Raw genomic sequence first — 20,118 nt, 5'->3', positions numbered from 1 at the left:
TCGCTTAAGACATCAGACGTTAAACAGGAAGTTCATCACATCGCCATCTTTAACGATGTAGTCTTTCCCTTCTGCACGCATCTTGCCGGCTTCTTTCGCGCCTTGCTCACCTTTGTAGGTGATGAAGTCTTCAAACGCGATAGTCTGGGCACGGATAAAGCCTTTCTCAAAGTCGGTGTGGATCTTGCCCGCAGCCTGTGGAGCGGTCGCACCGACAGGGATGGTCCATGCACGCACTTCTTTCACGCCTGCGGTGAAGTAGGTCTGCAGGTTCAGCAGCTCATAACCGGCGCGGATCACACGGTTCAGACCCGGCTCTTCCAGACCCAGTTCAGCCATGAACTCTTCACGGTCGGCATCGTCCAGTTCGGCAATATCAGACTCGACAGCAGCACACACGGCCACCACAACAGAACCTTCCGCCGCCGCGATTTCGCGTACTTTGTCGAGGTACGGGTTGTTTTCAAAACCGTCTTCGTTGACGTTGGCGATATACATGGTTGGCTTCAGGGTCAGGAAGCTCAGGTATTTGATCGCCGCTTTGTCTTCTTCAGTCAGGTTTTTCAGCGCGCGCAGCATGCCTGCGTTTTCGAGCTGTGGCAGACATTTTTCCAGCGCAGCCTGTTCCGCTTTCGCGTCTTTATCGCCGCCTTTGGCTTTCTTCTGCACGCGGTGCAGGGCGCGCTCGCAGGTGTCGAGGTCAGACAGCGCCAGCTCGGTGTTGATAACTTCAATATCGTCAGCCGGATCCACTTTGTTGTTCACGTGGATGATGTTGTCGTTCTCGAAGCAACGCACAACGTGGCCGATCGCTTCGGTTTCACGGATGTTGGTCAGGAACTGGTTACCCAGGCCTTCACCTTTGGATGCGCCTTTTACCAGGCCCGCGATGTCCACGAACTCCATGGTGGTCGGCAGAATACGCTGCGGTTTTACGATCTCCGCAAGCTGATCCAGACGCGGATCGGGCATGGGTACGACACCGGTGTTTGGCTCGATGGTACAGAACGGGAAGTTCGCCGCTTCGATGCCCGCTTTAGTCAGCGCGTTAAACAGGGTGGATTTGCCAACGTTAGGCAGACCAACGATACCGCATTTGAATCCCATTTCTGAATCACCTTAATATCTTGATATTCAACGCGTTAACATTAACGAGTCGAAGAAAAGTAAAAAACTACGCCTATTATACACGTAACCCGCAGCCTGCGGGGCAAAAAAGGCGTTTCGCGCCGGTTATTGCGCTTTGAAAGCGTGAAGACGGTTAGTGGCTTTGGTTAAGCCATCCTGCAGCCAGATCTCGGTGCAACGCGCCGCTTCGTCTACCGCTTCGTCGATCAGTTTCTGCTCGGAAACCGGGGGTTTACCGAGGACAAAACCGACAACTTTGTTTTTATCGCCCGGATGGCCAATACCCACGCGTAAGCGGTGGAAGTTGGGGTTATTGCCCAGTTTGCTGATGATGTCTTTCAGGCCGTTATGCCCGCCGTGGCCGCCACCCAGTTTGAATTTAGCCACGCCCGGCGGCAGATCCAGTTCGTCGTGCGCCACCAGGATTTCATCCGGGTTGATGCGATAAAAGGTCGCCATCGCGGCAACGGCCTTACCGCTTAAATTCATAAACGTGGTCGGCACCAGCAGACGCACATCGGCTCCGGCCAGGTTAATGCGTGAGGTAAACCCGTAGAATTTAGGTTCTTCACGCAGGGGAGCGCGCAACCGCTCGGCTAGCAGATCGACATACCATGCGCCCGCATTATGGCGGGTGGCTGCATATTCCGCGCCGGGGTTGGCCAGGCCGACAATCAGTTTAATCGTCACGTTTTTGTTCCTGAAAGTGCTAAGACTGGCGCGTAGTGTACTGTCTGCCGCGTCGGTTGACAAAATTCTGCGTGCAGCCGCGTAAAAGCTGAATAATACCGCCTTTGAACCATTAGAATTTCATGCTACTCAAAGGCTTATTTGTAAAGTTTTGTTGCACTGAAGTACGTATTTGTGATCGCTCACGCACTCCGCAAAAAGGGTGTTGTCTATACTTTACACACAAGGATTAGGGAGATTATTCCCTGACAACCCAAAGTTCCGGAGGTGACATATGAAACGCAAAAACGCTTCGCTACTCGGTAACGTGCTGATGGGGTTGGGATTAGTCGTCATGGTTGTCGGCGTCGGTTATTCCATTTTAAACCAGCTTCCGCAACTTGACCTGCCGCAATACTTCGCGCATGGCGCGGTGCTCAGCATCTTCCTGGGTGCGGTGCTGTGGCTCGCGGGGGCTCGCGTCAGCGGCCACGAGCAGGTTTGCGACAGATACTGGTGGGTGCGCCACTACGATAAACGCTGCCGTCGCGATCAGCATAAGCACAGTTAACCTGCGACAGCGCGAAAAGCGGTTTCTTCGGAAGCCGTTTTTTTTTGCCTTTTTCCTTGACCCTCACGTAACGTAAGGCTCCAGAGTGACCGTGATGGCGAGATAAAAGGAGCAGCAATGTTAATCCAGGTTGGCCTGTTGGCGAAGAGAGCGGGGATCACCGTTCGCACGTTGCACCACTATGAGCAAACCGGCTTGCTGCTTCCCTCCGCCAGAAGTGCGGCAGGTTACCGTCTTTATACCCTCGCGGATGTACAGCGGCTGCACCGAATCCAGGTGCTGGCCAAAGCGGGGCTGGAACTTGCCGAAATCAAAGAGATTCTCGATCGGGATCCCCGCTCCATGGTGGACGTACTGAGTGTGCAAATCGCCCTGCTGGATAAACAGCTGCGCGGCATACAGACGCTGCGCGAACAGCTGATGGGCCTGCGTGGCGCGATGGCCGCAGGGGCAGAGCCCGATCTGGAATCCTGGTTACAGACGCTGGAGTTAATGACGATGTACGATCGCTGGTTCAGTAAAGAAGAGTTACAGGCATTACCCTTTGCGCAGCAGAGTGACGTCCTGGCCGGGATCTGGGCCGGGCTGGTGGCGGAAGTGCAAAGCCTGCTGGCGGAAAAGGTGGACGTTGCAAATCCGCGCGCTACCGATCTGGCGACGCGCTGGATGACGCAGCTTGAGCAGGATACCGCGAGCAATCCGGCCTTCCTGACCCGGCTGAATGAGATGCACAGCGTGGAGCCACAGATGCGCGAGCAGACGGGGATCAACGCTGAAATTCTGGATTTCATCACCCGGGCGTTTGCCGAGAGCAAGCTGGCAATCTGGGCGCGCTACCTGACGCCCGAGGAGATGGCGTTTACCCGCGCGCACTATTTTGATCGCATGATGGAGTGGCCGGCGCTGGTGGCAAAACTGCATCAGGCGAGCCGGGACGGCGCGAGTGCAGATAGCCCGGAAGCCCAGCGGCTGGCGGAGAACTGGCTGGAGCTGTTCCAGTCTTACGCCGGAACACACCCCGCGACACAGCAAAAATTCCGCCTTGCCATGCAGCAGGAGCCGCATCTGATGAAGGGAACCTGGATGACGCCTGCCGTGCTTGAGTGGCTCCAGCAGGCGATCGGGATCATGATGCAGCGGCGGATGTCACAGATCCGCTAACGCAGCGTCGCGGTTCGGATAGAACGCCAGACGACCCGCAATGGGTTGAACCCCTGCGCGCGCCATCGTGCGCAGGGGCTGGAACTCGAGATTGGTGACCCGCAGCTCACAGCCTTCCGGCAGACGTTGCACAAAACGCTGGAAGGCGTCCAGCCCGCCGGCATCCAGTACCGGCACCGCGTCCCACTTCAGCACCACGATGCGTTTGCCCGCGATGCGCGACTCCAGTTCGCTGAACAGCCCTTCGGCGGCGGCAAAGAACAGCGGGCCGATCACCCGCAGCACCAGCACGTCATCCGGCACCGTAACGTTCACCGTCGCCAGACGGGTCATGCGGGCGATACGGCGCATAAACAGCAGCGATGCCAGCACAATCCCGACGCTTATCGCAATCACCATATCAAACAGCACCGTCAGCGACATGCAGATCAGCATCACGATGATGTCGTCCTTCGGCGCGCGACGGAGCAGGTTGACCACTTTATGCGCCTCGCTCATGTTCCATGCCACCATCAGCAGCAGGGCGGCCATGGCGGAGAGCGGCAGCCAGGAGAGCAGCGGCGCCAGCACCAGCAGGGCGAGGATCACCAGTATCGAGTGGATCACCGCCGAGACCGGCGAGGTGGCACCCGCACGCACGTTGGCTGCCGAGCGGGCGATGGCCGCCGTGGCGGTGATCCCGCCGAAGAACGGCGCGATGATGTTGCCCAGCCCCTGACCGACCAGTTCGCTGTTGGCTTTATGTTTGGTGCCGGTCATCCCGTCCAGCACCACGGCGCAGAGCAGAGACTCAATCGCCCCCAGCATCGCCATAGAAAAAGCGGCAGGCAGCAGGGCACGCAGGGAGTCCCAGCTTAAGGTGAAGCTGGAGCCGGGCATGTCCCATGGCAGTACCAGCTGGGGCAGAAGCTGCGGGATGCCATTACCCTGCGAACCATCGGCCAGAACATAGTGGAACTGTGAGCCAATCGTCGCGACATGGCCGCCCAGCAGGTTGACCACCCCCATCACCGCGCAGCCCAGCAGCAGGGCGGGCAGGTGGCCCGGCAGGCGGATGCCCAGCCGCGGCCAGAGGATCAGCGTGCCCAGCGTCACCACGCCGATCGCGGCATCGCCGGGGTTGGCGGTCGGCAGCGCCATCACCAGCGCGCCTACTTTTTGCAGGTAGTGTTCCGGTACGTGGGCCATCTGCAGGCCAAGGAAATCCTTAATCTGCATGGTCCCGATGGTAATGCCGATCCCGGAGGTAAAGCCGAGGGTGACGGAAAGCGGGATGTACTCAATCAGCCTGCCAAAGCGCGCCAGGCCGAACAGAATCAAAAATACCCCGGACATCAGGGTCGCCACCAGCAACCCGGCAAGGCCGAACTGCTGAGAAACCGGATAGAGGATCACCACAAAGGCTGCGGTCGGCCCGGAGACGCTAAAGCGTGACCCGCCGGTCAGGGCAATGACAATCCCGGCAACGGCGGCGGTGTACAGGCCATACTGCGGCGCCACGCCGCTGCCAATAGCCAGCGCCATCGCCAGCGGAATCGCAATAATGCCGACCGTAATCCCGGCGATCAGGTCACGGGTAAACCGTGACAGGGTGTATTTCTCTTTCCAGCAGGCGTCGATGAGGGCGCGGAAGGGAAGAACATGAGAGGAAGCGTTTTTCACAATCATTATCCAGTTGCGCATCATCTGTCATATCAATGGCAGGTGAAGGAGGCATTAATCATACAAATAAATGCTACAGACAAAAAAACCCGCCGTAGCGGGTTTTCAGACTGCGGCCGATTAGTGTTCGAACATCGCAGAGATGGATTCTTCGTTGCTGATACGACGAATCGCTTCGGCCAGCATCCCGGACAGGGTCAAAGTACGCACGTTTGGCAGCGCTTTGATTTCGTCGCTCAGTGGGATGGTGTCGCAGACGACAACTTCGTCAATGACGGAGTTGCGCAGGTTGTTTACAGCATTGCCGGAGAAGATCGGGTGAGTTGCGTAGGCGAACACGCGTTTAGCACCACGCTCTTTCAGCGCTTCGGCGGCTTTGCACAGAGTGCCGCCGGTGTCGATCATGTCGTCAACCAGCACGCAGTCACGGCCAGCGACGTCACCGATGATGTGCATCACCTGAGAAACGTTAGCGCGTGGACGGCGTTTGTCGATGATCGCCATGTCGGTGTCATTCAGCAGTTTGGCGATAGCGCGAGCGCGAACCACGCCGCCGATGTCCGGAGAAACCACAATCGGGTTGTCCAGGTTCAGCTGCAGCATGTCTTCCAGCAGGATTGGGCTGCCGAATACGTTATCAACCGGAACATCAAAGAAGCCCTGGATCTGCTCGGCATGCAGGTCAACCGTCAGAACACGGTCAACGCCTACGCTTGAGAGGAAGTCAGCAACAACTTTTGCGGTAATTGGCACACGTGCGGAACGGACGCGACGGTCCTGACGGGCATAGCCAAAGTAAGGGATTACAGCAGTGATACGGCCAGCGGAAGCACGGCGCAGGGCATCGACCATGACAACCAGTTCCATCAGGTTATCGTTAGTTGGAGCACAGGTGGACTGGATGATGAAAATATCACCACCGCGTACATTTTCGTTAATTTGTACGCTGACTTCGCCATCGCTAAAGCGACCTACGGCGGCGTCGCCAAGAGAAGTGTACAGGCGGTTGGCAATACGTTGTGCTAGTTCCGGGGTGGCGTTACCAGCAAAAAGCTTCATATCAGGCACGAGAAGAACCTCAGGCATGCGTCCAGTGGTGGATAGTGTCGCCGAAAACTGTGCGGGCCAGGCGAACGCTATCCAGGCGGTGTATTAAAGAGCGCGATGCAACGTCTGGAACAGGGTGACGTTGTCACCGAAACTCAGATTGCGCCAGAATGGCCTGCTGTAGCGGGGAGATGTTCATACCACGCGCTACGAAACCATGCAGCCACTCTGGAGCCAGCTCGAGCACCTGACGTGCGGCGGATTCCGTATCAAATTCAGCAAAGACACAGGCTCCTGTGCCAGTCAGGCGCGACGGCGCGTATTCTAACAGCCAGGAAAGCGCGACATCAACCTCGCGAAAACGTTTTCTTGCGATAACCTCGCAATCGTTGCTGAATTCACAGTTTAATAACGTTTCTATTGACCGGGCCGGGGTATCGCGTGGAAGGTCCGGATCCTTAAAGATAATCGGGGTGGGGATGCTGACCCCCGGGTGCGCCACCAGATACCATTTTTCGGCAGGTTCTGCTGGCGAGAGGATCTCGCCCACCCCTTCGGCAAAGGCGGCATGCCCCCGGACAAACACCGGCACGTCGGCTCCGAGCGTCAGCCCGAGCGCGGCCAGTTCATCCACCGAAAGTCCGCAGCCCCACAGGTGATTGAGCACCACCAGCACGGTGGCGGCATTTGACGACCCGCCGCCCAGCCCGCCGCCCATCGGCAGGCGTTTCTCGACGCTGATATCCGCGCCGCTGCCCGCAGGCAGGCGTCCGCTCTGCTGCGCCGCAGCCATCAGCAGCCGGGCGGCGCGGACGATCAGGTTATCTTCATCTGCCACGCCCTCCACCGGGGTGAGCAGACGGATCTGCCCATCCTGACGGAGTTCAATCGAAATCGTGTCGCCGTAGTCGACAAACTGAAACAGCGTCTGCAGGGTGTGATAGCCGTCAGCCCGCTGGCCGGTGATGTATAAAAACAGGTTCAGTTTTGCCGGTGAAGGCCAGTGGGTCATCATTTGACAATCCAGTTATCCATCTTCAGCTTGATGCGCTGGCCGCCTTCGGTCAGTTCCAGGCTGGACGGCAGGGCCGGTTTGGTGTTGCTGTCGTAGCCGCCGTAAACCACGTGCCAGTTTTTGCCGTTCTGGCTGTAGTTTACTTCGCTCAGACGATACTGGTCGTCGAGTTTATAATCGGTGGCGTCGCCCGGCAGGCCGAGGATCCACTGGCGCAGGCTGGTGATCGGAATAGGCATTCCGGTCAGCTTGCCGATCATCTCTTCGGCATCGGTGCCGGTATATTTCTGCCCTTTATTGTCGGTGATTTGCGCGCTGCCTGGCTGAGCAATCAGCTCCATCTCGGTGCTCCCCACCGGATTGAGCAGCAGCAGGCGATAGCGATCCTGGCCGGTCTGCTGCCAGAAGAAGCGGGCGTACACTTTCTGCTGATCCGACAGATAAGCAAAAGCACCGCGGGTCTGGTACTGGCTTAAACCGCGCACCTCCTGCTGGTGCTGACGCCACTGCGGCGAGTCGGGGCTTTTGCCTGGCCCTTTGGGCGGCGTAATGGAACATGCGGTAAGCACCAGCGCGGCGAGGGGCAGCAGGCGAATCAGTCTGGTCATAATGAGGACAAATCCTTGAGATACGTGGCAGTTATATCGCTTAATGCTAGCGTCCGGTAGCGGTAGCGTCTACGCTCAAGTTGTCTTAAAACTTGAATTTAACCGTTAATAACAACTAATAACCTATTACTCCGAAAGGGGGCAGTCTCTTTTATTGATCTCGCGCATCCTGTATGATGCGGCCTGCTAACCTTATTAACGCTGGTACTACTCCCGCTCATATGACCCTTTTAGCACTCGGTATTAACCACAAAACGGCCCCGGTTTCACTGCGAGAACGCGTCACGTTTTCGCCGGACACGCTCGACCAGGCGCTGGAAAGTCTGCTTGCCCAGCCAATGGTGCAGGGGGGCGTGGTGCTGTCGACGTGCAACCGTACTGAGCTCTATCTCAGCGTGGAAGAGCAGGATAACCTGCACGAAGCGCTGATCCGCTGGTTATGCGAATACCACAATCTGAACGAAGAAGAGCTGCGCAACAGCCTGTACTGGCATCAGGATAACGATGCGGTCAGCCACCTGATGCGCGTGGCCAGCGGCCTTGACTCGCTGGTTCTGGGTGAACCGCAGATCCTGGGGCAGGTTAAAAAAGCCTTTGCCGACTCGCAAAAAGGCCATCTTAAGGCCAGCGAGCTGGAGCGCATGTTCCAGAAATCCTTCTCCGTCGCCAAGCGAGTGCGAACCGAAACCGACATTGGCGCCAGTGCCGTTTCCGTTGCGTTTGCCGCCTGTACTCTGGCGCGCCAAATCTTTGAATCCCTCTCGACGGTCTCCGTGCTGCTGGTCGGCGCGGGTGAAACCATTGAGCTGGTCGCGCGTCATCTGCGCGAGCACAAAGTGAAGAAGATGATTATCGCCAACCGCACCCGTGAACGCGCCCAGGCGCTGGCGGATGAGGTGGGCGCGGAAGTGATCGCCCTGAGCGACATCGACGCCCGTCTGAACGAGGCGGATATCATCATCAGCTCCACCGCCAGCCCGCTGCCGATTATCGGCAAAGGCATGGTGGAGCGCGCCCTCAAGTCCCGCCGCAACCAGCCGATGCTGCTGGTGGACATCGCCGTACCGCGTGATGTCGAACCGGAAGTCGGCAAGCTGGCGAACGCCTATCTGTACAGCGTGGACGATCTGCAGAGCATCATTTCCCACAACCTCGCCCAGCGTAAAGCGGCGGCGGTGCAGGCCGAAACGATTGTCGAGCAGGAAACCAGCGAATTTATGGCCTGGCTGCGCGCGCAAAGCGTCAGCGAGACCATTCGCGAATACCGCGGTCAGGCGGAACAGGTTCGTAATGAACTCACTGCCAAAGCGATGGCGGCCCTGGAACAGGGCGGCGATCCGCAGGTCATCATGCAGGAACTGGCATGGAAACTGACCAACCGTCTGATCCATGCCCCAACCAAATCACTTCAACAGGCTGCCCGTGACGGGGACGACGAACGCCTGAACATTCTGCGCGACAGCCTCGGGCTGGAATAGCGCGCCATACCCATTTTATAATTAAAAGGTGCACTTACGCCTATGAAGCCCTCTATCGTCGCCAAACTGGAAGCGCTGCACGAGCGCCATGAAGAAGTTCAGGCGTTGCTCGGCGATGCCGCGACCATTGCCGACCAGGAACGTTTCCGCGCCCTGTCGCGCGAATATGCACAGTTAAGCGATGTTTCGCGCTGCTTTACCGACTGGCAACAGGTTCAGGAAGATATCGAAACCGCGCAGATGATGCTCGACGACCCGGAAATGCGCGAGATGGCGCAGGAAGAGTTGCAGGAAGCGAAAGTCCGCTCTGAAGAGATGGAGCAGCAGCTTCAGGTGCTGTTGCTGCCAAAAGATCCGGACGATGAGCGTAACGCCTTTGTCGAAGTTCGCGCCGGCACCGGCGGGGATGAAGCGGCCCTGTTTGCCGGGGATCTGTTCCGCATGTACAGCCGCTACGCCGAGTCGCGTCGCTGGCGCGTGGAGATCATGAGCGCCAACGAAGGCGAGCACGGCGGCTATAAAGAAGTGATCGCCAAAATCAGCGGCGACGGGGTGTACGGTCGTCTGAAGTTTGAGTCCGGCGGTCATCGCGTTCAGCGCGTACCGGCCACCGAGTCACAGGGCCGTATCCATACCTCCGCCTGTACCGTAGCGGTCATGCCCGAATTGCCGGAAGCCGAACTGCCGGATATCAACCCGGCGGATCTGCGCATCGATACCTTCCGCTCGTCCGGCGCGGGTGGTCAGCACGTTAACACCACCGACTCCGCGATCCGAATTACCCACCTGCCAACCGGCATTGTGGTGGAGTGTCAGGACGAACGTTCCCAGCACAAAAACAAAGCCAAAGCGCTGTCGGTGCTGGGTGCGCGTATCCATGCCGCAGAGATGGCAAAACGCCAGCAGGCGGAAGCCTCAACCCGTCGTAACCTGCTGGGCAGCGGCGATCGCAGCGATCGCAACCGCACCTACAACTTCCCGCAGGGGCGCGTGACCGATCACCGCATCAACCTGACCCTCTATCGTCTGGATGAGACCATGGAAGGCAAACTGGATTCGCTGATCGAGCCTATCGTGCAGGAGTACCAGGCCGATCAGCTGGCGGCGCTGGCAGAGCAGGATTAATGGATTTTCAGCACTGGTTACAGCAGGCGATAACGACGCTGGCGGGCGGCGAAAGCCCCCGTCGCGATGCGGAGATCCTGCTGGAGCACGTGACCGGCAAAGCACGCACCTTTCTTCTCGCCTTTGGTGAAACCGAGCTCACCGCCGATCAGCAGGCGCAGCTTGATGCTCTCCTGGCCCGGCGTAAAACCGGCGAGCCGGTGGCGCACCTGGTGGGCGAGCGTGAGTTCTGGTCGCTGCCGCTGTATGTCTCTGCCGCCACGCTGATCCCCCGTCCCGACACCGAATGTCTGGTGGAGCAGGCGCTGGCCAGATTGCCCGCCGCGCCCGCGCGTATTCTCGATTTAGGCACCGGCACCGGAGCTATCGCCCTGGCGCTGGCCAGCGAGCGGCCTGACTGTCAGGTAACGGCGGTGGACGTGATGCCCGACGCGGTGGCGCTGGCACAGCGTAACCTTGAGCGTCTGGGACTTAAAAACGTGACGGTGCGACAGAGCAGCTGGTTTGCGGCCCTCGCTGACCAGCAGTTTGAGACCATCGTCAGCAACCCGCCCTATATTGATGAATGCGATCCGCACCTCGGCGAGGGCGACGTGCGTTTTGAACCGCGCAGCGCGCTGGTTGCAGCGGATCAGGGCCTTGCGGATCTCAGCCATATTATCATCCAGTCTCGTCAACATCTGGTGAGCGGCGGCTGGCTGCTGCTGGAACATGGCTGGACCCAGGGCGAACCGGTGCGTAACCTCTTCCGGCAGGCCGGTTTTACCCAGGTTGAAACCTGTCGCGACTATGGCGGTAATGAGCGCCTGACCCTTGGCAAATGGCATGAATAGCTTTTCTCTACTCATCACCCTGCATCTGACGGCAGTCACCCTGACCGTCAGTTTTTTTGCGCTGCGTTACTGGTGGCGTTACAGCAGTAATGCCCTAATCAACGCGCGCTGGGTGAGGGTGCTGCCGCACTGCATCGACACCGTGCTGTTTCTCTCCGGCGCGGGTCTGATGTGGATAACGGGCTATCTGCCATTTACAGATGAAGGCTCATGGCTGACTGAAAAGCTGTTTGGCGTTATCATCTACATCGTTTTGGGTTTTATTGCGCTGGGGCGTCATCGTCAGCGCAGCCAGCAGGTGGGGTTTATTGCCTTTCTGCTGGGGCTGGTGGTGCTGTACATCATCATTAAACTCGCCACCACAAGAATACCGATACTGGGGTAAGTCATGAGGTCCTTGGCCGATTTCGAATTTAACAAAGTGCCGCTGTGCGATGGGATGATTAAGGTATCAGAATTGATCCGCGATGATTTCATTTCGCAGTATGTCTATGACGAGCTGGAGCAGCTGGTGAGTCTGGCGCGTGAAGAGATTAATCAGGCGCGCCCTCAGGACTGGCAACTGGAAAAACTGATTGAGCTTTTCTATGGCGAGTGGGGCTTTTGCGATACGCGCGGCGTGTATCGCCTCTCCGACGCGCTGTGGCTCGATCAGGTACTGAAAAACCGTCAGGGCAGCGCCGTCTCCCTGGGGGCGATTTTATTATGGGTGGCGCACCGTCTGGATATCCCGCTGGTGCCGGTCATCTTCCCGACGCAGATGCTGCTGCGCGCCGAGTGGCTCGACGGTGAAATGTGGTTAATCAACCCGTTCAATGGCGAGACCCTCGACGACCATACGCTGGATGTCTGGCTGAAGGGCAACATCAGTCCGATGGCGGAGCTGTACAACGAAGATCTGGATGAAGCGGATAACGCCGAGGTGATCCGCAAGCTGCTGGACACCCTGAAGTCGGCGCTGATGGAAGAGCGGCAGATGGAGCTGGCGCTGCGTGCCAGTGAGGTGCTGCTGCAGTTTAACCCGGAAGATCCGTATGAGATCCGCGACCGCGGTCTGATCTACGTCCAGCTTGAGTGCGACCACGTTGCGCTGAATGATTTGAGTTATTTTGTTGAGCAGTGTCCGGAAGATCCGATCAGCGAAATGATCCGCGCGCAGATTAATTCCATCGCGCACAAACAGATTACACTGCATTAATCTTAATTCCGATTCACCCCTGAATAAGGCGATCCTATGAAACAAAAAGTGGTTAGCATTGGCGATATCAACGTGGCGAACGACCTGCCGTTCGTGCTGTTCGGCGGCATGAACGTTCTGGAATCCCGCGACCTCGCGATGCGTATCTGCGAACATTACGTGACCGTGACCCAGAAGCTGGGCATTCCGTACGTGTTCAAAGCCTCTTTTGACAAAGCCAACCGCTCCTCCATTCACTCTTACCGTGGCCCGGGCCTGGAAGAGGGGATGAAGATTTTCCAGGAGCTGAAGCAGACTTTTGGCGTAAAAGTGATCACCGACGTCCATGAAGCCAGCCAGGCGCAGCCTGTCGCTGACGTTGTCGACGTGATCCAGCTCCCCGCGTTCCTCGCCCGTCAGACCGACCTGGTCGAAGCGATGGCGAAAACCGGTGCCGTGATCAACGTGAAAAAACCGCAGTTCGTAAGCCCAGGCCAGATGGGGAACATCGTCGATAAGTTTATCGAAGGCGGTAACGACAAAGTTATTCTGTGCGACCGTGGCGCTAACTTCGGTTACGACAACCTGGTGGTCGACATGCTGGGCTTCAGCGTGATGAAAAACGTCTCTAACCAGTCGCCGGTGATCTTCGACGTGACCCACGCCCTGCAGTGCCGCGACCCGTTTGGCGCAGCCTCCGGCGGCCGTCGTGCCCAGGTGACTGAACTGGCGCGTGCCGGTATGGCGACCGGTCTGGCGGGCCTGTTCATTGAAGCGCACCCGGATCCAGCCAACGCCAAGTGCGACGGCCCATCCGCGCTGCCGCTGGATAAGCTGGAGCCGTTCCTGAAGCAGATTAAAGCGATTGACGACCTGGTTAAGAGCTTTGAAGAGCTGGATACCAGCAACTAATAAAAAACCCGCTTCGGCGGGTTTTTTTATGGGTGATTTTGCCGGGTGGCGCTGCGCTTACCCGGCCTACAAAACCCGTAGGCCCGTGCAAGCGCAGCGCCGCCGGGCGTCAGGCTACGCAAATATCGTCATTAAATACGCCGCAAACAACGCCATGTGCGCCGCACCGTTGAGCACATTGGTGCGCCCTGTTGAAAATGAAATCTGGCACAGCAGCAGCGACGCCACCATCACAATCATCTCCGGTGCGCCGAGGCTGAACTGCAGCTCGTTCCCGGTGAGGAAGGCGATCAGCGTCACCACCGGCACGGTAAGAGAGATGGTCGCCAGTACTGAACCAAAGAACAGGTTCATGGCACGCTGCACCTGGTTGTTCAGCACCGCACGCAACGCCCCCAGCCCTTCCGGGGAGAGGATCAGCAGAGCCACCAGGAAACCGGTAAAGGCCACCGGCGCGTTCATCTCGGTCAGCAGGGTTTCCAGCGGGTTCGCATTCATCTTGGTGACCGCGATCACCGCAATCAGATGCACCACCAGCCAGACCGTGTGCCACAGGCTGCTGTGCGCGGACGGCTTGCCGTGGTGCGGGTCATCGTCGTCGCTCTCATCTTCATGCTCATACACGAACAGGCTCTGGTGCGTTTTGGTCTGGATGAGCAGAAACACGCCGTACATCGCCGCGGAAATCAGCGCCACGAGCAGGGCCTGACCGGTAGTAAAATTGGCCCCCGGCAGTGCCATCGGGAACACCAGCACGATAATCGCCAGCGGGAAGAGGGCGATCAGATACTGCTTAATGCCAAACAGGTTCAGATACTGGGTGGCGAATTTGCGCCCGCCCAGCAGCAGCGAGAAGCCGACCAGCCCGCCGGTGACAATCATAATGATGGAATAGAGCGTATCGCGCATCAGCGTTGGCGCGGCGTCCCCGGTCGCCATCAGGGCGGAAATAAGGCTCACTTCAAGAATAACGACGGAAAGACTTAAAATCAGGGAACCGTAGGGTTCGCCCAGGCGGTGGGCCAGCACGTCGGCATGGCGGACAACGCTAAAGGCGCTGCTCAGAATACCCACCAGGGCAAGCAAATTAATACCGATGACCACTGGCAGCGACTGACTACTTCCCCAGAAGAGCAGCACGGCCAGGGCCAGCACCGGGAAAATGAGAGACGTCTCCTTATGGCGGGTTTTCACCGCCTCGTGTGCTGTTGTCATGTATATCTCCAGAGTTGCAGGTGCTTATTATTGTAGACAGAAAAAGAGGACGTTAAATTAACAGATTACCGTTAATTTCTGCTTATCTTTTACTTAATTTTACGGTATCACGTTATTTTTACGTGAGAGCGTCATAATAAGAAGATTTTATTAAATATATTCTTAATAACAGTGAATTAAGCAATAGAATTATCCGATTATCATTTTGACTGGAAGGCTCCGGCATTGTGGGCCACACTTAGTAATTGATTAAAAAGAGGGGTTTGCCATGCCATACAAATCGAAAAGTGATTTACCGGATAACGTTCAGCACGTTCTGCCCGCCCACGCGCAGGATATCTACAAAGAAGCTTTCAATAGCGCCTGGGATCAGTACAAAGACAAAGAGGACCGTCGGGGCGATGACAGCCGCGAAGAGACCGCGCACAAGGTGGCCTGGGCGGCGGTGAAGCAGGATTATGAAAAGGGTGAGGATGATAAGTGGCACAAGAAGAAATAGCCGTTGCTTAGTGCGCTGTGCTTAATAGTTTGCACCCTGCGCTTTGACTTTTAAGGCTCTCGACGCGCCGCTCTGTTGCACCCGGCGAGTTTATTGCATATCGTCACGGTAGCTGCTTTCTAATTGAGCAGTAAAAGGACCCGGAAGGTTCAAAAAAGTGTGCGAATGGAAGCAGGCAGTGGCGGAGGTGCAATATGTTAACGCGTGATTTTCTGATGAAGGCCGACTGTAAAACGGCCTTCGGTGCGATTGAAGAGTCGCTTTTGTGGTCAGCCGAGCAGCGAGCGGCGTCGCTGGCCGCAACCCTTGCCTGCCGTCCGGACAACGGTCCGGTCTGGCTGTTTGGCTACGGCTCCCTGATGTGGAACCCGGCGCTGGAGTTTGTCGAATCGGCAACCGGTACGCTGCCGGGCTGGCATCGCGCCTTCTGTTTGCGCCTGACCGCCGGACGCGGCAGCGCCTGTCAGCCAGGGCGCATGCTTGCACTGAAAGAGGGCGGACGCACCACGGGCGTGGCCTATCGCCTGCCGGATGCGAGCCTGGAAGAGGAGCTGGCGCTGCTGTGGAAGCGCGAGATGATCACCGGCTGCTATATGCCGAGCTGGTGTAAGCTGGAACTGGATGACGGACGTACCGTTAATGCGCTGGTGTTCATTATGGATCCGCGCCATCCGCTGTTTGAAGCCGATACCCGCGCGCAGGTCATTGCCCCGCTGATTGCCGCCGCCAGCGGCCCGCTTGGCACCAACGCGCAGTACCTCTTCTCCCTCGATCAGGAGTTAACGCGTCTGGGTATGCAGGATGATTGTCTGAATGAGCTGGTGTCGCGGGTGCGGGCTTTGCTGGATAACGCCTCGCCTGACAGCCAACTGCGTCCGGGCTTTGCCTGAAAAAACGCCCGGTGACCTTGCGCCACCGGGCTTAGTAATCAGGCTGCGACGTAGCTGATAGAGTGCTCAAGAGACTGGCTGTGGCTGTCGATGAGCACCTCCCAGGTTCCGGTGTAGGGCACCGTGAGCCAGGCGTTGTCTCTGTCCTGCACGCTTAAAATATCCGCCTGCGTTTTACGTGGTGCTTTGTTACTCATCAGATGAATATGGCAACGCTCTGAGCAGCGCACCACGACCGTATCCCCGCCAAACAACTTCAGACTTGCTTTTACCAGTGCCATTTTATTACCCCGTATCTGAAAACGACGCTCTCCTTGCGGCCAATCCTGAGCGTGATGTTGTTCACAATTCACTCATGGCATAACACCAAAGGGGAAGGTCAGAGGTGCTGACTTTGATCAAAAAATGGCATAAACCTTAAACAAAAATGACAATATGCCTGAAAGGGTTCAGCTGACGTCGCTTTACGCGGCTTTCAGGCATTGCTTTAACATTAAATGCGGAAATGGCCTGCGGTTTCAGCGAGGTCGCCTGCCTGACCCTGCAGGGCGCTGGCCGCAGCGGCCGACTCCACCACCAGCTCGGCGTTTTGCTGCACCATGCTGTCCAGGTTAAGCACTGCGCGGTTAATCTCCTGAATGCCTTTCATCTGCTCGCTGGTGGCTACAGTGATCTCCCGCATGATCCCCGACATGCTGCCGATGCTGGTGACGATCTCATCCATGCTCTGTCCGGCGAGATGCACGTAGCGCGAACCGGTCGCCACGCTGTCGGTGGTAGAGTCGATCAGGCTCTTGATCTCTTTTGCCGCCTGGGCGCTGCGGCTGGCGAGATTGCGCACTTCCCCCGCCACGACCGCAAAGCCACGACCCTGTTCACCGGCACGCGCCGCCTCTACCGAGGCGTTAAGCGCCAGGATGTTGGTCTGGAAGGCAATGCCGTCAATCACGCTGGTGATGTCGCCAATTTTGGTCGAGGCGGCCTCGATGGACTGCATGGTGATGATCGCCTGCGATACCACGCCGCCACCGCGCGTCGCGGCCTCGGCGGCTTTGCCCGCCTGCTCGTTCGCCACGGCGGCAGATTCGGTGGACTGGGCGACGGAGGCAGTGATCTGCTCCACGGCGCTGGCGGTTTCACGCAGGCTGGAGGCGGCCCGCTCGGTACGGCCAGAGAGATCCTGGTTACCGGCGGCGATCTCCTGAGCGGCGTTTTTCACCGAGGCGCTGGCGTCGCGCAGTTGCACCATCACCACCGAGAGCTTATCGCTGAAGGCGTTGAACGCATGGGCGATCTGCGCCACCTCATCGTCACCTTTCTCCGGCAGGCGCTGGGAGAGATCGTTGGTGCCGTTAGCAATGGCGTGCATCGCATCGCGGATCTCTGACAGGCGTTTCAGCAGACGGGCGATCACGAAATGCACCACCACCGCGCTGAGCAGCACCAGGATCACCAGCGACAGGGAGGAGGCTTTCAGCAGGGTGCGCATCCCCGAGGTGGCGTCATCGCTGTCGAGCGCCACAATCAGCTGCCATTGGGTGCCGGCAATCGGGGTCGCAGAGAAGGTTTTTGCCACGCCGTTGTACTGGCCGTCGGCGCTGTTGCCGTTCTTCAGCGCCGCCAGATCGACGCCGCTGATGACATCCTTAAAGGGTTTCAGGGTCAGCTCAGGATCGCTTGCGGCAATGACCGAGCCATCGCTGTCCACCAGCAGCCCGCTGCTGGCCGGGGTCGGATGAATGCCGCGCACGTTGGCGATCACGCTGTCCATCGCCACGTCGCCCGCCAGTACGGCTTTTAACTCGCCGTTCTCTTTCACCGGCACGGCGAAGGTCACCACCAGCTTTTTGGTGCCGGTATCCACATAGGGCGCGGTGACAATGGCGCGATCCTCTTTCACCGCCTGCTGATACCACGGGCGCACCGTCGGATCGTAGTCGGCGGGCACGCCGTCAGGATTGGAGAACTTCGCGGTTTTGCTGGCATATCCGGCATAGACGTTGATAAATCCGCCAGCCTGCGCCAGCTGTTTAAACACCGGGACCGGATCGTCGCTCAGGGCAACGTTTTGCAGGGAGTTGATGATGGTAGTCTTGCTGCTGACCCAGTCGGCAATCGCCATGCTGTGGCTGGCGCTGGTACTGGCGAGCATGGAGCGTTGCGACTGTTGATTATCCTGACGCGTGACCTGGAAATTGATCACGGTATTCAGTACAAGCGCGGCGATCAGACATCCGACCGTCGCCGCAATAATACGAGCGCGAATTGACCTGAACATAAATGTTATACCTGCTGTGTTGTTGTTAAATGCCTATCGGCATCGGGCAGGCAAACTTGATGCTGGAACCGCGCTCATAAGAAAAAAATATTTAAGTTAAAGTATTATTAAAATGTTAATAGTTTATCGGCGGATAACGTCCACTGCGCCAGCTCTACCAGGGTGCCAATCTCGACCCCCTCGATCAGCGGCAGGGCGCTGATGCCGCGGCCATCGGTGCAGGTTTTGCACAGTTTTACCGGCACGTTCTGCGCCGTCAGGATCTCCAGCATCTGCTGAATGTTATAGCCCTCCGCAGGCTTCTGGCCGCGCAGTCCGGCGGTCACTGCATCGGACATTAAAAACAGGCGCAGATCCAGGTCGCTCTCCTGCTCGCGCAAGGCAATGGCCAGCCGCAGGCTGTTAAACAGGGATTCGCTGCCGTAGGCCGCGCCGTTGGCGACAATCACAATCTTCTGCATCTTGACTCCTGAACAATGAAAAGGCATGAAAATTGCTTCTCTCATCATTAGATATCGATCCGGGAGAGAAAGCATGACGATAAACACGGGCCGTCCACCCGGCGCCACTGAATGGTACCAGCAGGCCAGACTGCTGCGGAAAGCCCAGCTGTGCAAACTGGCGCAGCTGGGCACCCTGGTCAGCCGGATCGGCCATCTTGCCCACATGCTACAGTGCGAGCGCGGAGCCTCCAACATCTGGCTCTGCTCACAGGGGGCGCTGTACGCCCTGGAGTGTAAAGCCAGCCGCGCGCTGGTGGACGATCATCTGCAGGCGCTGCATCAGGCTCTCGGCACGCCGCTGATGGCCAGCGGTGCCCTGTGCGAGCGGGTCGCCAACGCCCTGCAAAGTCTGGAGCAACTTCCCGGGCTTCGCGAGGCAATTACAGATTGCGCGCTGCCCGCGACGACGGCGATGGAGCGCTATGGCCGCATGCTGCGTAACCTGCTCAGTATTGTGCCGCAACTTAATGACAGCATTGACGATCCGCAAATCGCGGGCAGATTTGTCGCCCTTTACAGCCTGATGCAGGGCAAAGAGCTGGTAGGACAGGAGAGGGCCCTGGGAGCGATTGGCTTTACCCAGGGCTTTTTCAGCGACGAAATGCGCCAGACGCTGGTGGACCGGATCGACGGGCAGCAAACCTGTTTTGAGGTCTTCCTCTCCCTTACGCCTGCCAGCCTGCATAACCACTTCACACTCAGCGTGCCGGGAGCGGAAGTTGAACAGCTGCGGCGGCTGGCCTGTACCCGTCAACCCGCCGCGGATCAGGGCGTGCTGGCGCTGCACTGGTTCTCGCTGCAAACCGAGCGCCTTGAACATCTGCGCACCCTGGAAGAGATGCTCATCGACGACCTGATGCTGGCGGTAGAGTCGCTGATTAGCCGGGCCGACGACGAGCCGCCCGCCGAGCCGCAAACGGATGAGCCGCTGGCGCTCTACCCGCAGAAACCCCTGCTGCCGCTGGTGCGCCAGCAGGCGCAGGAGATCGAACAGCTCTCCCGCCAGCTGGCCTCAATGCGCGACACCCTGGAGGAGCGCAAAATCATCGACAAGGCCAAAAGCGTGCTGATGACCCATCAACAGATGAGCGAGGAGCAGGCCTGGTGCCAGTTGCGCAAGATGGCGATGGATAAAAACCAGAGGATGGTGGATATCGCCCGGGCGCTGCTGACGGTCAAAGCCCTCTGGCAGCCGTGAATGCACCCTGGCTGGGCAAGGCCTGCATGGTTGAGGTGCGTTTTCCTGGCCCGCAGGCAGAAAAGGCCCGTCATTTAAGCGTTTAAAACCTGGCATCACCCTTGCATTAATCAACATAACAATTTTAACGACGCGCCAACGGCGGTGGG

21 protein-coding genes are annotated in these 20,118 nt (G+C 57.9%); 11 read left to right on the top strand and 10 right to left on the bottom strand.

The genetic code is table 11. The features are described from left to right. Nucleotides 1-12 precede the first annotated feature (12 nt). Together ychF and pth are read right to left on the bottom strand one after the other, a co-directional pair. Complete coding sequence (ychF, locus tag ACOYA6_RS09050; RefSeq protein WP_032611353.1) at nt 13-1,107, bottom strand: redox-regulated ATPase YchF; 1,095 nt, start codon at nt 1,105-1,107, stop codon at nt 13-15. 126 nt (nt 1,108-1,233) lie between these two features. Then, on the bottom strand, nt 1,234-1,818 hold the full coding sequence (pth, locus tag ACOYA6_RS09045) for an aminoacyl-tRNA hydrolase (protein WP_039030723.1): 585 nt from the start codon (nt 1,816-1,818) through the stop codon (nt 1,234-1,236). A gap of 274 nt (nt 1,819-2,092) precedes the next feature. Between pth and ychH the strand changes: the two genes are divergently transcribed. Further along, on the top strand, nt 2,093-2,368 hold the full coding sequence (ychH, locus tag ACOYA6_RS09040) for a stress-induced protein YchH (RefSeq protein ID WP_039030722.1): 276 nt from the start codon (nt 2,093-2,095) through the stop codon (nt 2,366-2,368). Between the two features lie 117 nt (nt 2,369-2,485). After that, on the top strand, nt 2,486-3,529 hold the full coding sequence (locus ACOYA6_RS09035) for a MerR family transcriptional regulator (RefSeq protein WP_422654558.1): 1,044 nt from the start codon (nt 2,486-2,488) through the stop codon (nt 3,527-3,529). Here the strand turns inward: ACOYA6_RS09035 and dauA are convergent. The 4 genes from dauA to lolB form a co-directional block, all read right to left on the bottom strand. Further along, on the bottom strand, nt 3,515-5,191 hold the full coding sequence (gene dauA / locus ACOYA6_RS09030) for a C4-dicarboxylic acid transporter DauA (RefSeq protein ID WP_422654557.1): 1,677 nt from the start codon (nt 5,189-5,191) through the stop codon (nt 3,515-3,517). The genes ACOYA6_RS09035 and dauA overlap by 15 nt on opposite strands. Nucleotides 5,192-5,311: 120 nt before the next feature. After that, nucleotides 5,312-6,259 carry a ribose-phosphate diphosphokinase gene (prs, locus tag ACOYA6_RS09025; protein ID WP_003856663.1) on the bottom strand — a complete coding sequence of 316 codons (948 nt, stop codon included), beginning with the start codon at nt 6,257-6,259 and terminating at the stop codon, nt 5,312-5,314. Nucleotides 6,260-6,383: 124 nt separating this feature from the next. After that, nucleotides 6,384-7,253, bottom strand: a complete 870-nt coding sequence (gene ispE / locus ACOYA6_RS09020) for a 4-(cytidine 5'-diphospho)-2-C-methyl-D-erythritol kinase (RefSeq protein ID WP_138369268.1) — start codon at nt 7,251-7,253, stop codon at nt 6,384-6,386. Continuing rightward, on the bottom strand, nt 7,250-7,861 hold the full coding sequence (gene lolB, locus ACOYA6_RS09015; RefSeq protein ID WP_039030719.1) for a lipoprotein insertase outer membrane protein LolB: 612 nt from the start codon (nt 7,859-7,861) through the stop codon (nt 7,250-7,252). Before lolB ends, ispE begins: the two co-directional genes overlap by 4 nt. A 221-nt stretch (nt 7,862-8,082) precedes the next feature. Here lolB and hemA point away from each other — a divergent pair, with 221 nt between their 5' ends. From hemA to kdsA, 6 genes are read left to right on the top strand one after another with little or no spacing between them, the layout of a single operon-like run. Further along, nucleotides 8,083-9,339: a glutamyl-tRNA reductase gene (gene hemA / locus ACOYA6_RS09010; RefSeq protein ID WP_039030718.1), complete on the top strand. Its 1,257-nt coding sequence runs from the start codon at nt 8,083-8,085 to the stop codon at nt 9,337-9,339. A gap of 42 nt (nt 9,340-9,381) precedes the next feature. Continuing rightward, on the top strand, nt 9,382-10,464 hold the full coding sequence (prfA, locus tag ACOYA6_RS09005) for a peptide chain release factor 1 (RefSeq protein WP_138369267.1): 1,083 nt from the start codon (nt 9,382-9,384) through the stop codon (nt 10,462-10,464). Then, complete coding sequence (gene prmC / locus ACOYA6_RS09000) at nt 10,464-11,297, top strand: peptide chain release factor N(5)-glutamine methyltransferase (protein ID WP_039030716.1); 834 nt, start codon at nt 10,464-10,466, stop codon at nt 11,295-11,297. The genes prfA and prmC overlap by 1 nt, the downstream gene beginning before the upstream one ends. Then, entirely contained in the window at nt 11,290-11,682 is a 393-nt protein-coding gene (sirB2, locus tag ACOYA6_RS08995) for an invasion regulator SirB2 (RefSeq protein ID WP_223073918.1), read from the top strand. The genes prmC and sirB2 overlap by 8 nt, the downstream gene beginning before the upstream one ends. A 3-nt stretch (nt 11,683-11,685) precedes the next feature. After that, a complete protein-coding gene (gene sirB1 / locus ACOYA6_RS08990; RefSeq protein ID WP_039030714.1) occupies nt 11,686-12,495 on the top strand; it encodes an invasion regulator SirB1 in 810 nt (269 codons plus the stop codon). 36 nt (nt 12,496-12,531) lie between these two features. Continuing rightward, nucleotides 12,532-13,386 (top strand): 3-deoxy-8-phosphooctulonate synthase, encoded by an 855-nt coding sequence (gene kdsA / locus ACOYA6_RS08985; RefSeq protein WP_039030713.1) that lies wholly within the window; start codon nt 12,532-12,534, stop codon nt 13,384-13,386. A gap of 114 nt (nt 13,387-13,500) precedes the next feature. On the opposite strand, the gene chaA is transcribed toward kdsA, so the two are convergent. Beyond that, complete coding sequence (chaA, locus tag ACOYA6_RS08980; RefSeq protein WP_039030712.1) at nt 13,501-14,601, bottom strand: sodium-potassium/proton antiporter ChaA; 1,101 nt, start codon at nt 14,599-14,601, stop codon at nt 13,501-13,503. A gap of 268 nt (nt 14,602-14,869) precedes the next feature. Between chaA and chaB the strand changes: the two genes are divergently transcribed. Both chaB and ACOYA6_RS08970 read left to right on the top strand, forming a co-directional pair. Next, the gene (chaB, locus tag ACOYA6_RS08975) at nt 14,870-15,100 is read left to right on the top strand and encodes a putative cation transport regulator ChaB (protein WP_039030711.1); all 231 of its coding nucleotides are present in this window, start codon (nt 14,870-14,872) and stop codon (nt 15,098-15,100) included. Between the two features lie 194 nt (nt 15,101-15,294). After that, nucleotides 15,295-15,990: a gamma-glutamylcyclotransferase gene (locus ACOYA6_RS08970; RefSeq protein ID WP_039030710.1), complete on the top strand. Its 696-nt coding sequence runs from the start codon at nt 15,295-15,297 to the stop codon at nt 15,988-15,990. A gap of 38 nt (nt 15,991-16,028) precedes the next feature. Here the strand turns inward: ACOYA6_RS08970 and ACOYA6_RS08965 are convergent, their stop codons facing one another. From ACOYA6_RS08965 to ychN, 3 genes are all read right to left on the bottom strand, one after another. After that, nucleotides 16,029-16,271, bottom strand: coding sequence for a DUF1883 domain-containing protein (locus ACOYA6_RS08965; RefSeq protein WP_039030709.1), 243 nt, complete (start codon nt 16,269-16,271; stop codon nt 16,029-16,031). Between the two features lie 212 nt (nt 16,272-16,483). Beyond that, nucleotides 16,484-18,268 carry a methyl-accepting chemotaxis protein gene (locus tag ACOYA6_RS08960; RefSeq protein WP_422654556.1) on the bottom strand — a complete coding sequence of 595 codons (1,785 nt, stop codon included), beginning with the start codon at nt 18,266-18,268 and terminating at the stop codon, nt 16,484-16,486. Between the two features lie 107 nt (nt 18,269-18,375). Continuing rightward, nucleotides 18,376-18,729: a DsrE/F sulfur relay family protein YchN gene (ychN, locus tag ACOYA6_RS08955; RefSeq protein ID WP_039030707.1), complete on the bottom strand. Its 354-nt coding sequence runs from the start codon at nt 18,727-18,729 to the stop codon at nt 18,376-18,378. A 73-nt stretch (nt 18,730-18,802) separates the two neighbouring features. On the opposite strand from ychN, the gene nasR reads away from it, so the two are divergent. Continuing rightward, entirely contained in the window at nt 18,803-19,969 is a 1,167-nt protein-coding gene (gene nasR / locus ACOYA6_RS08950; protein WP_422654555.1) for a nitrate regulatory protein NasR, read from the top strand. The last annotated feature ends 149 nt before the right edge of the window (nt 19,970-20,118 follow it).

The sequence above is a fragment of the Leclercia barmai genome (assembly GCF_049312895.1).
Lineage (GTDB): Bacteria > Pseudomonadota > Gammaproteobacteria > Enterobacterales > Enterobacteriaceae > Enterobacter > Enterobacter barmai.
The sequence above is the reverse complement of the archived record's forward strand: the minus strand, read 5'-3'. Positions and strand labels throughout refer to the sequence as shown.